Source organism: Klebsiella sp. CD33 (assembly GCF_051992865.1).
Taxonomy (GTDB): Bacteria; Pseudomonadota; Gammaproteobacteria; order Enterobacterales; family Enterobacteriaceae; genus Klebsiella; species Klebsiella pneumoniae.
The window spans coordinates 1,451,899-1,464,872 of sequence record NZ_CP197023.1 but is presented as its reverse complement, the minus strand read 5'-3'; the positions used below and the strand labels follow the sequence as shown (position 1 = coordinate 1,464,872).

General features: G+C 52.3%; 16 protein-coding genes and 1 tRNA gene. 10 read left to right on the top strand and 7 right to left on the bottom strand.

Annotated features, from left to right (window positions below):
• Positions 1–15: 15 nt before the first annotated feature.
• Entirely contained in the window at positions 16–198 is a 183-nt protein-coding gene (locus ACR809_RS07340) for a helix-turn-helix transcriptional regulator (protein ID WP_135717002.1), read from the top strand.
• Positions 199–284: 86 nt separating this feature from the next.
• On the opposite strand, the gene ACR809_RS07335 is transcribed toward ACR809_RS07340, so the two are convergent.
• The 3 genes from ACR809_RS07335 to ACR809_RS07325 form a co-directional block, all read right to left on the bottom strand.
• The gene (locus ACR809_RS07335) at positions 285–617 is read right to left on the bottom strand and encodes a hypothetical protein (protein ID WP_100116692.1); all 333 of its coding nucleotides are present in this window, start codon (positions 615–617) and stop codon (positions 285–287) included.
• Positions 618–622: 5 nt separating this feature from the next.
• Positions 623–994 (bottom strand): DUF6864 domain-containing function, encoded by a 372-nt coding sequence (locus ACR809_RS07330; protein ID WP_106938827.1) that lies wholly within the window; start codon positions 992–994, stop codon positions 623–625.
• A 112-nt stretch (positions 995–1,106) separates the two neighbouring features.
• On the bottom strand, positions 1,107–2,273 hold the full coding sequence (locus tag ACR809_RS07325) for a tyrosine-type recombinase/integrase (protein ID WP_122051155.1): 1,167 nt from the start codon (positions 2,271–2,273) through the stop codon (positions 1,107–1,109).
• Between the two features lie 195 nt (positions 2,274–2,468).
• On the opposite strand from ACR809_RS07325, the gene ACR809_RS07320 reads away from it, so the two are divergent.
• The 3 genes from ACR809_RS07320 to ACR809_RS07310 all read left to right on the top strand — a co-directional run bounded on the left by ACR809_RS07320 (position 2,469) and on the right by ACR809_RS07310 (position 4,523).
• Positions 2,469–2,543: transfer RNA gene (locus tag ACR809_RS07320), tRNA-Arg, on the top strand.
• Positions 2,544–2,791: 248 nt separating this feature from the next.
• Positions 2,792–3,274: a WbuC family cupin fold metalloprotein gene (locus tag ACR809_RS07315; RefSeq protein ID WP_004174945.1), complete on the top strand. Its 483-nt coding sequence runs from the start codon at positions 2,792–2,794 to the stop codon at positions 3,272–3,274.
• Positions 3,275–3,641: 367 nt separating this feature from the next.
• Positions 3,642–4,523: a hypothetical protein gene (locus ACR809_RS07310; RefSeq protein WP_032417382.1), complete on the top strand. Its 882-nt coding sequence runs from the start codon at positions 3,642–3,644 to the stop codon at positions 4,521–4,523.
• A 9-nt stretch (positions 4,524–4,532) separates the two neighbouring features.
• On the opposite strand, the gene cynR is transcribed toward ACR809_RS07310, so the two are convergent.
• The gene (gene cynR, locus ACR809_RS07305; RefSeq protein ID WP_032432289.1) at positions 4,533–5,441 is read right to left on the bottom strand and encodes a transcriptional regulator CynR; all 909 of its coding nucleotides are present in this window, start codon (positions 5,439–5,441) and stop codon (positions 4,533–4,535) included.
• Between the two features lie 132 nt (positions 5,442–5,573).
• Here cynR and ACR809_RS07300 point away from each other — a divergent pair, with 132 nt between their 5' ends.
• The 3 genes from ACR809_RS07300 to ypdK all read left to right on the top strand — a co-directional run bounded on the left by ACR809_RS07300 (position 5,574) and on the right by ypdK (position 7,635).
• Positions 5,574–6,032: a nucleoside deaminase gene (locus ACR809_RS07300; protein WP_116955343.1), complete on the top strand. Its 459-nt coding sequence runs from the start codon at positions 5,574–5,576 to the stop codon at positions 6,030–6,032.
• Entirely contained in the window at positions 6,029–7,225 is a 1,197-nt protein-coding gene (locus ACR809_RS07295) for a CynX/NimT family MFS transporter (RefSeq protein ID WP_023286753.1), read from the top strand. Before ACR809_RS07300 ends, ACR809_RS07295 begins: the two co-directional genes overlap by 4 nt.
• A 338-nt stretch (positions 7,226–7,563) precedes the next feature.
• The gene (gene ypdK / locus ACR809_RS07290) at positions 7,564–7,635 is read left to right on the top strand and encodes a membrane protein YpdK (RefSeq protein ID WP_099119320.1); all 72 of its coding nucleotides are present in this window, start codon (positions 7,564–7,566) and stop codon (positions 7,633–7,635) included.
• Between the two features lie 70 nt (positions 7,636–7,705).
• On the opposite strand, the gene alaC is transcribed toward ypdK, so the two are convergent.
• Positions 7,706–8,920 (bottom strand): alanine transaminase, encoded by a 1,215-nt coding sequence (gene alaC / locus ACR809_RS07285; RefSeq protein WP_002913372.1) that lies wholly within the window; start codon positions 8,918–8,920, stop codon positions 7,706–7,708.
• Positions 8,921–9,008: 88 nt separating this feature from the next.
• On the opposite strand from alaC, the gene ACR809_RS07280 reads away from it, so the two are divergent.
• Entirely contained in the window at positions 9,009–9,194 is a 186-nt protein-coding gene (locus ACR809_RS07280; protein WP_004188912.1) for a phytanoyl-CoA dioxygenase, read from the top strand.
• Here the strand turns inward: ACR809_RS07280 and ACR809_RS07275 are convergent.
• A complete protein-coding gene (locus ACR809_RS07275) occupies positions 9,191–9,304 on the bottom strand; it encodes a hypothetical protein (protein WP_004153200.1) in 114 nt (37 codons plus the stop codon). The two genes, ACR809_RS07280 and ACR809_RS07275, sit on opposite strands and share 4 nt — an antisense overlap.
• On the opposite strand from ACR809_RS07275, the gene ACR809_RS07270 reads away from it, so the two are divergent.
• A complete protein-coding gene (locus tag ACR809_RS07270) occupies positions 9,303–11,000 on the top strand; it encodes a sensor histidine kinase (RefSeq protein ID WP_004149230.1) in 1,698 nt (565 codons plus the stop codon). The genes ACR809_RS07275 and ACR809_RS07270 overlap by 2 nt on opposite strands.
• Before the next feature lie 11 nt (positions 11,001–11,011).
• Positions 11,012–11,749 carry a LytR/AlgR family response regulator transcription factor gene (locus ACR809_RS07265; RefSeq protein WP_002913374.1) on the top strand — a complete coding sequence of 246 codons (738 nt, stop codon included), beginning with the start codon at positions 11,012–11,014 and terminating at the stop codon, positions 11,747–11,749.
• 53 nt (positions 11,750–11,802) lie between these two features.
• Here the strand turns inward: ACR809_RS07265 and glk are convergent, their stop codons facing one another.
• A complete protein-coding gene (glk, locus tag ACR809_RS07260; protein ID WP_002913377.1) occupies positions 11,803–12,768 on the bottom strand; it encodes a glucokinase in 966 nt (321 codons plus the stop codon).
• Positions 12,769–12,974: the final 206 nt, after the last annotated feature.

The following is a 12,974-nucleotide window of genomic DNA, read 5'->3' as shown; positions in this document are numbered from 1 at the left end:
TTGAATGAGGTGCTTATGACTTCTACAGACTTTATGGAAGAAAAAGAAGTATTCGAATTGCTGGGGAAGAAAAAAACAGCTGTATGGCGTTTACGTAAAGACCATGGGTTTCCTAGCCCTGTTCTCACTTATCCAACACGATACAGCAGAAAAGCCGTAATGAGATGGATTGATGATGGTGGCATAAACAAAAGGTAGTGGAAAAAAACACCAATCCAGATTAAACATGGCATTCAAGTTCACTTAAGCCTATGAAACTGAATGCCATATCAGGTGAAAAATATTTAATCTTTCTTATCTCTTTTACCAAACATATACCCCAGCGACAATGTAAGAATTGGTGAATACGTCGCCCATGTATCCTTTATAATATTAATGCAATTTAGACCGCCGTACCTATAAATATCATTAATCATCATCACTGAAATAACAGCGGTATACATATACAAAGTATAAGTAATTATTTTCCAAACAACACTATTTTTTGCATTCTCCCCTTCACCTATTACTTTAGCGATTGAGTTGGCATTTGAAAGAGCTGTTCCATCATTTGCCTCTCCAAATGAATCTCTTCCAGTACTGATGGCAGTATTTATATCCCCATTAAACCCAGACATAAGAATTAACCTTTAGTAAGTGTTAGAGTTAATACTCTGCTTTTATCAGCATTCGTATTCACCCATAGAGATATATAATATTGAGTATCATTTCTTTTAAAAAACGGAATTTGCTCCATGACGCCTTCACCGAGTACATTACTAAAATTAATAAGCTTTATAGTGTATACCATACCTGATTCATCAGCTCCCCCAGTATAACGCACGGTTTTATCTTTCGTTTCTTCTGAAAATAAGATTACCACCCTTTTGTTTTCACTGAGCACCACCTCTAATTTAGAGGTTAGCGCAGGAATTAGATATGTGGTTGAATCAACCACTTCCTTCTCGCCAATCTTAACTTCTTTTATTAATCCACCTTCGTCAGCAACCATCATTTAAACTCCTGTGTTAATATTCAGCTAAGAATAAATATACAATAACACCTTGCATTTACCAAGTTTTTCCTGCTGTCGTTTAAAAACTTATTGTAAATAGCAAGTATTTAATTCATAACTTTTTTGCGTGCCAGAAAATCCTATCGGCATATAACTCATAAGCATCTTTCTGTTCAACCAGCCAATCATGTTTGTTATACACCGCCATCACGCCTCCCAGTTCATGCCCCAACATTTTTTCGGTGACATGGGGCATAACCCCTTCCCCTGATAAATTCGTCACAAGCGAGCGCCTGAAGTCGTGGGTTCGCCATTCCGGTATATCAATTTTATCCCTTAATTTTTTCATATAGAGATTTGCTGACGAGCGATCTATAGGCTTGTCCAGTTCCTGGCCAGGAAACAGAACATCGTTTCCTGCATTGAGGAGTCTTTCAACAAAAGGTTTCACCTGATCGAACACCGGTCGACGGATAACGTTACCCATCTTGGAATGCTCTCCTGGCGTCGTCCAGATAAGATCATCCATGTTGAATTCGCTGGCGGTAGCTAGACGCAGCTCTGATAGCCTGGCTCCCCAAAGCAAAAGCAGCTGATGAAGCACCTTGTTGGAGGTAACGATCTTGTTGTTCTCCAGCGCCAGCCAGATTTTTGCCAATTCGGTATACGTGAGAACACGGCTACCCACATCAGGTTTTTTGCCAATGGTCTTAACGCTAAGCTTCAGGACCTCGCACGATGGGATCAACTGGCGGCTGATACACCAGTTCATGACTGAACGTAGCTGTAGAAGAAGTACCCTGGCCTTTTTGCTGTTCTTCTTTTCCTGCTTATCAAAGAAACGCACCCATGCCGAAACAGGAATGTTTACTACCGGAGCGTCCGGGAATTCTGTGTACATCGTGTTGTACACAACTGACTTGTACAGCGTCTGAGTGTTCGGCTTCAGCGTTTCAACATACTTGCTCCACCACTGATCCAGGCACTCTTTTAGTGTCAGCTCGCCATCTTCTTTGGCAAAATAATTTTTCGGGTTTAGTCCCTTGAGGTACAATTCGCGCATCTCACCGACGACTACGCGCGCCTCCTTGAGAGACATAGCGGGATAGCGGCCAATGGAGAGGCGAACGGGCTTACCGTTCCAGCGATAACGAAACTGGAATGTGATCGTGCCTGTGGGAGTTATGCGTACACTCAGCCCGTCACCATCTGTGACCTCAGCTGCGCCGCTATATGGCTTAGCATTGATGCTACGGAGTTTGGTATCACTAAGGGCCACGGCTCTGTATCCTGTACACACTGAAATTCTGCATTCTGTACTCAATGTGTACGCAATGGCAAGTGAACGAAGTGATTTTCTAAGCGAATCGATGCGAACGGAAAGGAAATAAAAGGAATGAAATGCTTGATGGTACGGGGAATGATAGGATAACATGCAACACAAGCTGAACGCTTAAAAATCAGTAAGTTCTATGTCCCCTTAGTTAAATGGATATAACGAGCCCCTCCTAAGGGCTAGTTGCAGGTTCGATTCCTGCAGGGGACACCATATAAACGTTGCCCGCCATTGACCACGATGACCTAAACGCCAGCCAGAACGTATTCTTCTCGTAATCATAATTAGCCAACGATTTCAGTATGGTTAGTCCTGCCAGAAAGGAACGTGTCTTTGTCAATCACGCACACAATAAACCGACAGCAACGCGCATTTCTGCGTACAATACCTTCTGACTTTTTCAGTCACTAGCCGCGACCTTTTATAACCTTCTCTGGACGATACAGGAGCCAGGCGTTGATATGAAACAGATCACCCTCAGCGATATGCAGCAGCAGAGCGAAGCGGCAGCCAGTGCTCCGCGCCTGCGTGCCCATCGCAATTTTCATCCCGAACTAAGCGACCCGATACAGCGTCTGGCCATCGCCATGGAACCCGGCACCTATATCCGCCCCCACCGGCACAGACATACCTTCGAACTTTTACTGCCGCTGAAAGGCCGATTTGTGGTACTGAATTTTGATGACCACGGCGTGGTCACCAACCGGGTGGTGCTGGGTGAAACCTGTACGGCGCTGGAAATGGAGGCTGGCACCTGGCATACGGTGCTCTCGCTCGACGCAGGAGGCATGGTATTTGAAGTCAAACAAGGCGCTTATCAACCGCTTGCCGAAATGGACACTATGGCCTGGGCGCCTGCTGAAGGCCAGCCAGGCACTGCCGAAATGATGGCCTGGTATGCCATCGCGCAACCGGGTGACCGCTTCCTGTCTATGCCGCAATAACTACAGGTAGGTTCGACAGGCGCCGCAGGCGTCTGTTTGATACTTCCTGCCGACCACAATGTTTGCCAAATTGACCGTCCCTTTTTTCGTGCTCCGCTCATACTCACCTTAAATATTGTTGCTAAACAGGAAGAAACGCTTATATTCAGCAAACTATTTTTCTCTACGAATAAGAGATGATAAGATAACGGGAAAGAGTAAATACGCGGCAGCAAAACAATAAAAACAGCCAATTTATCGATATATTATTCTCAATGTGAATGGATTTTGTTAATCAGGTAAAGGAAGTCAGCAGAAAAAATAAATCATTGTCATTGATGCTTTTGCTCACCATGGCGATTTATTTTTTCATCGACATACAATTCTTATGAATATTACAGAACGGAATATCTGGAAGCTAAATAATTTACCGCCAATGGAGTATTGCTCTCTGGCGCGGGCGCAAAAATTATTAAACTGCGAACTGGAAGACATTCTTCACTGGCATGATATTGGCGCAATCAATCTATGTCTTAAGCTTAACCCAACGCCGGGAATATTAAAAATCGCCGTTCTCTCCCATCAGGAAAAAGAGGTAACCAGCGCGTTTAATCCATTTACCTCAGTCGAGGCAGGAGAAACAGTCTGGTCGCAACACTCCCATATCCGCAGCATTCTGCGGCTTGAAGGCGATATTCCGACGATGGAAACCCTGCGCGGAAATACGGTAACCCAGTTCAACGTAAAGGTATTTGCTTCAGGGCTCTGGCATCCACACTGTCGGAACCTAATGGCGCTGCTGGAGGCGCCAGATGATATTCTTTTCGAAAACCGCCTCAGCATGATGCTGCCGGATAAACCATTTGTTTATTGTCATTTCATTCCAGAGGAAGACGAACGCCCCTCGATATCATTGAACCGCATCTATATCACCAGCCAGGCCATTGAGAAAATATATGCCCACAGTATTAGCGCCCGGCCTATGGACGTGACGAAAAATCCGCTACTGGATCAAACCCGTTACATCCAGCAGGAATTAACCGTCCTGCCGCAAAGTGAGGTATTGCTGGAATTTATCCATTATCTTGTTCAGTCCCATACTGTATTTAATGAGAAGTTGCAGAATATGGCTGAGCCAGACAAGACTCAGCTCTTTCATCACGTGCTGGAAAGGCTTAAGGAAGAAGGCATGCTTATAGAGAATGCCCAGCCCGATGAAGGCGATATCGGCAGCGAAGCCAGCCGTGAGTCGCAGTTCGCCGGCGAGTAACGTAGTCCTTCAGGCAAGGGACTGGCGGTTTTCCTGCTCAATCGTTATCGCGTTCTCTCGGGCCAGGGTGATGAATTCGCGCGCTGCGGCGCTCTGCCAGGCGCCCTGCCGCTGCAATAAACAGGCCGTGCGCTGCAGCAGCGCAGGTCTTAGCTCAATCGCCACCACATCATCAAACTGCCCGGCGATCGCCGCCGGCAGCAGCGTTGCTAACGTTGTGCTTCGAATAACCGACAGAACGGCCCCGATGGAGTTGGCCTCCATCCGCACGTCTGGTTCGAGCCGATGAAGGCGGCAATAACGATCAATCTGCTCGCGGGTAGCAAACTCGCTGCTCAGTAAAATTAGCGGCTGGGCGTCGAGAGCCTGCAGTTGCAAGTCGCGCTCTCCTGCCAGCGGATGCGCACGGCTCACCACCAGCGCAAGCGTTTCCGTCAGCAGCGGCTGAACCACAATTTCCTGTGACCGGCTGTCGTCAAAGGCAATCCCCACATCCAGTTCATCCTCCAGCAGCATCGCCTCCATCCGCTCCTGGTTCATCTCCTGGATAAGCACTTTTACTCCAGGATAGCGTCGGTAGTACGCCTCCATCAGCGGGCCCAGCATATAGGTAGTGAAAGTTGGCGTCATAGCAATGCGGAGTTTACCGTGCTGGAGATCTTCTGCGTCATGCAAGGCGCGCCGACCTTCCTCAAGGTCGCGTAACGCGCGACGGGCATACTCCAGCCAGATCTCACCGGCATCGGTCAGGCGAATACGTCGGCCAGAGCGGTCGAAAAGCTGAACCTCCAGCATCGCTTCCAGCTGGCGTATCTGCTGTGACAGCGCAGGCTGGGAGACATGCAGCGCCGCGGCGGCGCGGGAAAAGCCACAATGTTCAGCCACAGCGATAAAGTAGGAAAGTTGGCGCAGAAGCATCGGCCCACCTATAAGAAATTCCAATAGGCATTATCATAAATAAGTCTTTTAACTTATGAAACAAGAGACGTACCCTCTTCGCACGACCCTCAACATATTTCACCTTTAACATCGTTTTATGCAGGAGTGACTATGTCCGCTCACGATCGTTATCTTCAGCGCGCATTAGTGCTGGCAAAACAAAACATTACTGACGGTGGGCGCCCCTTCGGCGCCGTGCTGGTGCGGAATGATGAGATTGTCGCTGAAAGCGTCAATACCTTTCATCTGAGCGGTGACCCAACGGCGCATGCCGAACTGAACGCCGTTCGCGATCTTGCCGCCAGACTGGGAAGCGCGGTGTTGCGTGAATGCGTCATCTATGCCAGCGGACAACCTTGCCCTATGTGCCTGAGCGCGCTCTATTTAACCGGCGTGCGGGAAGTGTTTTTCGCCAATAGCAATCAGGACGGGGAGCCTTTTCAGCTCTCGACCGCCGCGATTTATCAGCAGCTGCAGCAGCCGCTGGCCCAGCAAACGCTGCCGATCCATCATCGCCCGCAGCCGGAGGGAGCTGAACTCTATCAGCGCTGGGCGGAACGGCAGTCATGACACCAGCGCTGCGACAGAACCTGACGTTGGCAGTCCTGGTACTGACTGGGATCAATATGCGGCCGCTGCTTACCTCCATTGGTCCTTTGCTGCCGGACATCCGCGCAGCCAGCGGCATGAGCTATACCCTGGCCGCACTCCTGACCGCGCTGCCGGTGATCGCGATGGGGGTGCTGGCGCTGGCCGCTGGCTGGGTCGATCGCTATATCGGTCAAAAGCGCAGTATTGCGCTGAGTCTGCTGATTATCGCGGCAGGCGCCCTGCTGCGGGAAATCGCCCCGAATAGTGGCTTACTGCTCACCAGCGCTCTGGCCGGAGGAATTGGCATCGGCATTATTCAGGCCGCCATCCCGGCGGTAATTAAGCACCTCTTTCCCCGACGGACGCCGCTGGTGATGGGACTATGGTCAGCGGCGCTGATGGGCGGCGGCGGGTTAGGCGCCGCGTTCACCCCATGGCTGGCGTCACATAGCGCGGCCTGGCATGATGCGCTAGCCTGGTGGGCGCTCCCTGCGCTCCTGGCTCTGTTCAGCTGGCTGGCGATTTGTCGGCAATTGCCTCGCGCACCGCATCAGACCAGCGCTTCCCCCCGGGTCGCGATTATTGGCCAGCGCCGCGCCTGGACGCTGGGACTCTATTTCGGACTGATCAATGCCGGTTACGCCAGCCTGATCGCCTGGCTGCCTCCTTACTACATCCAGCTAGGCGATAGCGCCCAGTACAGCGGTTCGCTGCTGGCGCTGCTGACCGTCGGGCAAACCGCCGGCGCGCTGCTGCTCCCGGCGCTGGCTCGCCAGGAGGATCGGCGCCAGCTTCTTCTGCTAGCGCTGGCGCTACAGCTGATTGGCTTCTGCGGCTTTATCTGGCTGCCAGAGCATTTCTCTGCGCTGTGGGCCATTGCCTGCGGCGTGGGGTTGGGCGGGGCGTTTCCTCTGTGCCTGGTGCTGGCGCTGGATCACGCCGGACAACCGGCGGTGGCCGGCAGGCTGGTAGCCTTTATGCAGGGGATCGGATTTATCATCGCCGGTCTGTCGCCCTGGCTTTCCGGCCTGCTGCGTAGCCTGAGCGGGAACTACACGCTTGACTGGTCCTGGCATGCGATCTGCGTCCTGCTACTCATGGCGCTGACGCTGCGCTTTATCCCGGCACACTACCCGGCCGAGTGGCGACAGCGCGCCTCAGACCTGCCCTGAACCGACGGCGGCGCGTGGCAAAGATAATGCCGCGCGCTCTCGTTGGCCTTCTCGGCCCGCCCCATCGCTAAAACCCGTTTCCTTCGCGTCGCTGGCGCTAAATTTATTACCCTGTGAAATTAATGTGTCGCCGAATCACGACACTCGTAAGTAACTAAAAATTAATAAAAAAATGCCTCTTGTTTCCCTGATTTTTTAGGCGTACATTAGCGCCATCTGGAGCACTAAACGCACAGAATTACGGGCTGCTGCAGGGTGAAGTTACACTGGCGACAGCCCTTGAAAAACAGAACAATTAATTCATTTGAACGTCGCACAAGCGCGTGGAGTGATGAGTCGTGAAATACTTCTTTATGGGCCTCTCTTTTATGGTCATCGTTTGGGCCGGTACTTTTGCCCTGATGATCTAGACTGCAGCGGTGTCAAAAAAAACGGGAGCCCACTGGCTCCCGTTTTTATTTTGCCGTGCTGCCCGCAGCGCTAGCTCGCGGAGGCCAGCAGACCATCCGCGCGGAACATCGCCTTGATACCGCGGATCGCCTGGCGCGTACGGTCCCGGTTCTCGATCAGGGCGAAGCGGACGTGGGTATCACCATAGTCGCCAAAGCCAATCCCCGGCGAGACGCAAACCTTCGCTTCATTAAGCAGCTTTTTCGCAAACTCCAGCGACCCCATGGCGGCGTAAGGTTCCGGTATTTTCGCCCACACGTACATAGACGCTTTCGGACACTCCACCATCCAGCCGGCCTCATGAAGCCCTTTGACCAGCACATCGCGACGGCGCTTATACTGTTCGGCAATATCGCGCACGCACTGCTGATCGCCCTCCAGCGCAGCTATCGCCGCCACCTGCAGCGGAGTAAAAGTCCCGTAGTCATGATAGCTTTTGATACGAGCGAGGGCATTCACCAAAGTCTTATTACCCACCATAAAGCCAATGCGCCAGCCGGCCATGTTATAGCTTTTCGACAGGGTAAAGAACTCGACGGCGACATCTCGCGCGCCGGGCACCTGCATGATGGAGGGCGCTTTCCAGCCGTCATACACGATATCGGCATAGGCCAGATCGTGGACGACCAGAATGTCATACTGCTTCGCCAGAGCGACAACCTTTTCAAAGAAATCCAGTTCGACGCACTGCGCGGTCGGATTTGAGGGAAAGCCAAGGATCATCATCTTCGGCTTCGGATAGCTCTCGCGGATGGCGCGTTCCAGCTCGTTAAAGAAATCCACCCCTTCCACCAGCGGCACTGAGCGCACCTGCGCCCCGGCAATCACCGCGCCATAGATATGAATCGGATAGCTGGGGTTCGGCACCAGTACGGTGTCGCCATGATCCAGCGTCGCCAGCATCAGGTGCGCCAGCCCCTCTTTCGAACCAATGGTGACGATCGCTTCCGATTCCGGATCGATATCGACGTTATAGCGTTCTTCATACCAGCGTGAAATGGCGCGACGCAGGCGCGGGATCCCCCGCGAGGTAGAGTAACCATGGGTGTCAGGCCGTTGAGCAACGGTGCAGAGTTTTTCCACGATATGCGGCGGCGTCGCGCCATCGGGATTACCCATACTGAAATCGATAATATCTTCGCCGCGCCGACGCGCAGCCATTTTCAGTTCAGCAGTAATGTTAAAAACGTACGGAGGGAGACGATCGATACGCGTAAAACGGCGTTCAGGACTGGATTCAGCCATAGGTTCCTCTAATTAACGTTAGCGCCCGGACCGTCCGAGCGACGCTGCCGCTGTTGCGGCTCGTTTAGAAAATAACCTGAAAAAATTCATGTTGTCGAGAGGCCCGTTAAAAAATATTCCCTGGCATATAAAACGGGTATCGACTGCGCTAAATGCGGCAGTTCATTGGCGGAATAATCCCGGGTTGTATAAAAGTGGTAACACACTGATATCTTTCTTAACACAGAATATTATCGTTAATGGCGAAGACCGCCGCTATCGCGATGCTTTTTAATTAATCCCCTTTAAAAAGTGCGACTTTTCCGCTTTATGGTTCCACGGCTGGTCTTCTGCCGTCAGGTTTTTTATCATGTCCCTTTCTGGCCACTGACGCGGCGCACCCATGCACGAAATCTTTACTATGATGCTGGCGGTCTATGATCGTGCGGCCCTGATGCTTATTTGCCTCTTTTTCCTTATTCGCCTGCGCCTGTTCCGCGAACTGTTGCATAAGTCGGCCCATACTCCGAAAGAGCTGCTGGCGGTGACAGCCATTTTCTCGCTGTTCGCGCTATTTAGTACCTGGTCCGGCGTCCCGGTTGAGGGGTCCCTGGTGAACGTCCGCATTATCGCCGTGATGTCCGGTGGGATCCTGTTTGGTCCCTGGGTGGGCGCGATTGTCGGGGCGATTGCCGGCGTGCACCGCTATTTGATTGATATCGACGGCGTGACCGCGGTGCCCTGCTTTATCACCAGCATTGTCGCCGGCCTGCTGTCGGGGTTGATTAATCGTAAAGTGGCCCGCGAACAACGGTGGAAAATCGGCATTCTGGCGGGGATGATGTGTGAAACTCTGACCATGATCCTGGTGGTGGTCTGGGCGCCTTCCCTGAGTCTCGGCGTAGATATTGTTTCGAAAATTGGTATCCCGATGATCCTCGGCAGCGTCTGCATCGGCTTTATCGTGCTGCTGGTGCAGAGCGTTGAAGGGGAAAAGGAGGCCAGCGCGGCGCGGCAGGCGAAACTGGCGCTCGATATCGCCAACAAAACCCTGCCGCTGTTTCGACACGTTAACAGCGATTCTCTGCGCCAGGTTTGCGAGATTATCCGCCGCGACATTACCGCCGACGCGGTGGCGATCACCAATACCGAGCACGTACTGGCCTACGTGGGCGTCGGTGAAGCCAACTATCAACGCCACGACGATATGATTAGCCCCACCACCCGGCAGGCGATTCGTTATGGGAAAATCATCATAAAAAACAATGACGAAGCCCACCGCACCCCGGAGATCCACTCCTTGATGGTGATCCCGCTGTGGGAAAAAGGGGTGGTGACCGGCACGCTAAAAATCTATTACTGCCACGCCCATCGCATCACTTCGACGCTGCAGGAGATGGCGATTGGCCTGTCGCAAATAATCTCCACCCAGCTGGAAGTCTCCCGCGCCGAACAGCTGCGGGAGATGGCCAACAAAGCGGAGCTGCGCGCCCTGCAAAGCAAAATTAACCCGCATTTTTTATTTAATGCGCTGAACGCGATCTCCTCCTCGATTCGCCTTAATCCGGACACCGCGCGCCAGCTCATTTTTAATCTGTCGCGCTACCTGCGCTATAACATCGAATTAAAAGACGATGAGCAGATTGATATCAAACGAGAGCTGTATCAGATCAAAGATTATATCGCTATTGAACAGGCGCGATTCGGCGACAAGCTGACGGTCATCTACGATATTGACGACGACGTCAGCTGCGTGATCCCGAGCCTGCTTATCCAGCCGCTGGTGGAAAATGCCATTGTTCACGGTATTCAACCCTGTAAAGGCAAAGGCGTGGTGACGATCGGCATTAACGAGTGCGGAAATCGGGTACGCATCAGCGTTCGCGATACGGGCAACGGTATCGATCCCGCCGTGGTCGCCCGCGTGGAAGCCGATGAGATGCCGGGTAACAAAATCGGCCTGCTCAATGTGCATCATCGGGTGAAACTTCTCTACGGCGAGGGTTTGCATATCCGCAATCTGACGCCGGGAACCGAAATCGCCTTTTATGTCCCCAATAACTCTACGCCGCAGGCGCTGACGGAGTCGCTGTTGTCATGAGCGGAGAAAAGATGAAAGTTATCATTGTGGAGGATGAGTTTCTGGCCCAGCAGGAGCTCTCCTGGCTTATTAACACCCATAGCCAGATGGAGATCGTCGGCAGCTTTGACGACGGCCTGGACGTGCTGAAATTTCTCCAGCACAACAAGGTCGACGCCATCTTTCTCGATATCAATATTCCGTCGCTCGACGGGGTTCTGCTGGCGCAAAACATCAGCCAGTTTGCCCATAAACCTTTTATCGTCTTTATCACCGCGTGGAAAGAACATGCGGTGGAAGCCTTTGAGCTGGAAGCATTTGACTACATCCTGAAACCTTACCAGGAGTCGCGCATCATCAATATGCTGCAAAAGCTGACCACCGCCTGGCAGCAGCAAAATAACGCTGCTTCAGGATTAGCCAGCGCGGCGCCACGGGAAAACGACACCATCAATCTGATCAAAGATGAGCGGATCATCGTCACCAGTATTCATGATATTTATTATGCCGAGGCGCATGAAAAGATGACATTCGTCTATACCCGCCGGGAGTCATTCGTCATGCCGATGAACATTACTGAATTCTGCAGCAAACTGCCCACCGCGCATTTCTTCCGCTGCCACCGCTCGTATTGCGTAAATCTCAGCAAAATTCGGGAAATTGAGCCGTGGTTCAACAACACCTATGTGCTGCGCCTGCGTGACCTGGAGTTTCAGGTTCCGGTCAGTCGCAGTAAAGTGAAAGAGTTTCGCCAGCTGATGAATCTGTAGAGAGCGGAAAGCACCGCCATCCGGGCTACGACGGTAGCCCGGGAGAAGAATGCTTAAAGCACCTGGCCCAGCGTCTGACGCAGATGCGCGCCGGAGCCCAGCAGGCCTGGGTTATCATGCACAATCAGGTAAACCGGGATATCCTGAACATAAGCTTTAAAACGGCCTTTGTCTTCAAAACCGCCGCGGAAACCAGAGGCTTTAAAGAACTCCAGGAAGCGCGGCACGATGCCGCCGGCGATATACACCCCGCCAAACGTCCCGAGGGTCAGCGCCAGGTTACCGCCGAAGCGTCCCATAATGACGCAGAACAGCGACAGCGCCCGACGACAGTCAGTGCAGCTATCCGCCAGCGCTCGCTCGGTCACCTCACGCGGCTGCAGGTTCTCCGGCAGTCGGCCGTCCGATTTGACAATCGCGCGATACAGGTTGACCAGCCCGGGACCTGAGAGCACGCGTTCTGCGGAAACATGCCCCAGCTCGGCGCGTAGCTCTTCCAGAATGATCCCTTCTTCTTCGCTGTTCGGGGCAAAATCAACATGACCGCCTTCGCCCGGCAGGCTGACCCAACGCTTATCAACGTGGACCAGATGCGCCACGCCGAGCCCGGTCCCGGCGCCATAAACGGCGATCGGTTTGCCCGCTACCGGCGCACTGCCGCCAAACTGAATAAGGTGCTCAGCTTTCAGCATCGGAATGGCCATTGAAACAGCGGTAAAATCGTTAATTATCTCCAGATGGGCAAAGCCGAGGTTACGCTTCATTTCGGCGATAGAGAAAGCCCAGGTATGGTTGGTCATCGCCACCCAGTCGCCGGTAATCGGGCATGCGATGGCGATACAACCTTCGTTGACCGTTACCTGGTGCTCCTCGAGGTAGACGCGCACCACTGCCTCCAGACTGGGGTAATCGAGCCCGGAATAGGTCTTTGCGCGAGAGATCTCTCCACTCGCCAGATCACATAGCGCCAGGCGGGCGTTGGTCCCCCCGACATCTCCTACTAAAGCAAATTTTGTCATTCCGTTACGGCTCCGCTAAAGTCAAAATAAATCTTTTGGCACACTGTAAATTCATGGCGGCTTAACAACAACGTCCAACGCGCAGACGCCCCTTGTTTAGCGACACAGGTCACATTTAGTTTGTAATCTATGCAAGGTAGCCTGTAAAGGACGCGCCGGATATCAGATGTCACCTTAACTTTATCGTTTCAGCACCATTTGCATCG

Bases quoted from the DNA above. Each gene is read 5' to 3' on its own strand.
- ACR809_RS07340 (WP_135717002.1), top strand. From the start codon at position 16: ATGACTTCTACAGACTTTATGGAAGAAAAAGAAGTATTCGAATTGCTG.
- ACR809_RS07335 (WP_100116692.1), bottom strand. From the start codon at position 617: ATGTCTGGGTTTAATGGGGATATAAATACTGCCATCAGTACTGGAAGA.
- ACR809_RS07330 (WP_106938827.1), bottom strand. From the start codon at position 994: ATGATGGTTGCTGACGAAGGTGGATTAATAAAAGAAGTTAAGATTGGC.
- ACR809_RS07315 (WP_004174945.1), top strand. From the start codon at position 2,792: ATGAAACAGATCACCCTCAGCGATATGCAGCAGCAGAGCGAAGCGGCA.
- ACR809_RS07310 (WP_032417382.1), top strand. From the start codon at position 3,642: ATGAATATTACAGAACGGAATATCTGGAAGCTAAATAATTTACCGCCA.
- cynR (WP_032432289.1), bottom strand. From the start codon at position 5,441: ATGCTTCTGCGCCAACTTTCCTACTTTATCGCTGTGGCTGAACATTGT.
- ACR809_RS07300 (WP_116955343.1), top strand. From the start codon at position 5,574: ATGTCCGCTCACGATCGTTATCTTCAGCGCGCATTAGTGCTGGCAAAA.
- ACR809_RS07295 (WP_023286753.1), top strand. From the start codon at position 6,029: ATGACACCAGCGCTGCGACAGAACCTGACGTTGGCAGTCCTGGTACTG.
- alaC (WP_002913372.1), bottom strand. From the start codon at position 8,920: ATGGCTGAATCCAGTCCTGAACGCCGTTTTACGCGTATCGATCGTCTC.
- ACR809_RS07280 (WP_004188912.1), top strand. From the start codon at position 9,009: ATGTTGTCGAGAGGCCCGTTAAAAAATATTCCCTGGCATATAAAACGG.
- ACR809_RS07270 (WP_004149230.1), top strand. From the start codon at position 9,303: ATGCACGAAATCTTTACTATGATGCTGGCGGTCTATGATCGTGCGGCC.
- ACR809_RS07275 (WP_004153200.1), bottom strand. From the start codon at position 9,304: ATGGGTGCGCCGCGTCAGTGGCCAGAAAGGGACATGATAAAAAACCTG.
- ACR809_RS07265 (WP_002913374.1), top strand. From the start codon at position 11,012: ATGAAAGTTATCATTGTGGAGGATGAGTTTCTGGCCCAGCAGGAGCTC.
- glk (WP_002913377.1), bottom strand. From the start codon at position 12,768: ATGACAAAATTTGCTTTAGTAGGAGATGTCGGGGGGACCAACGCCCGC.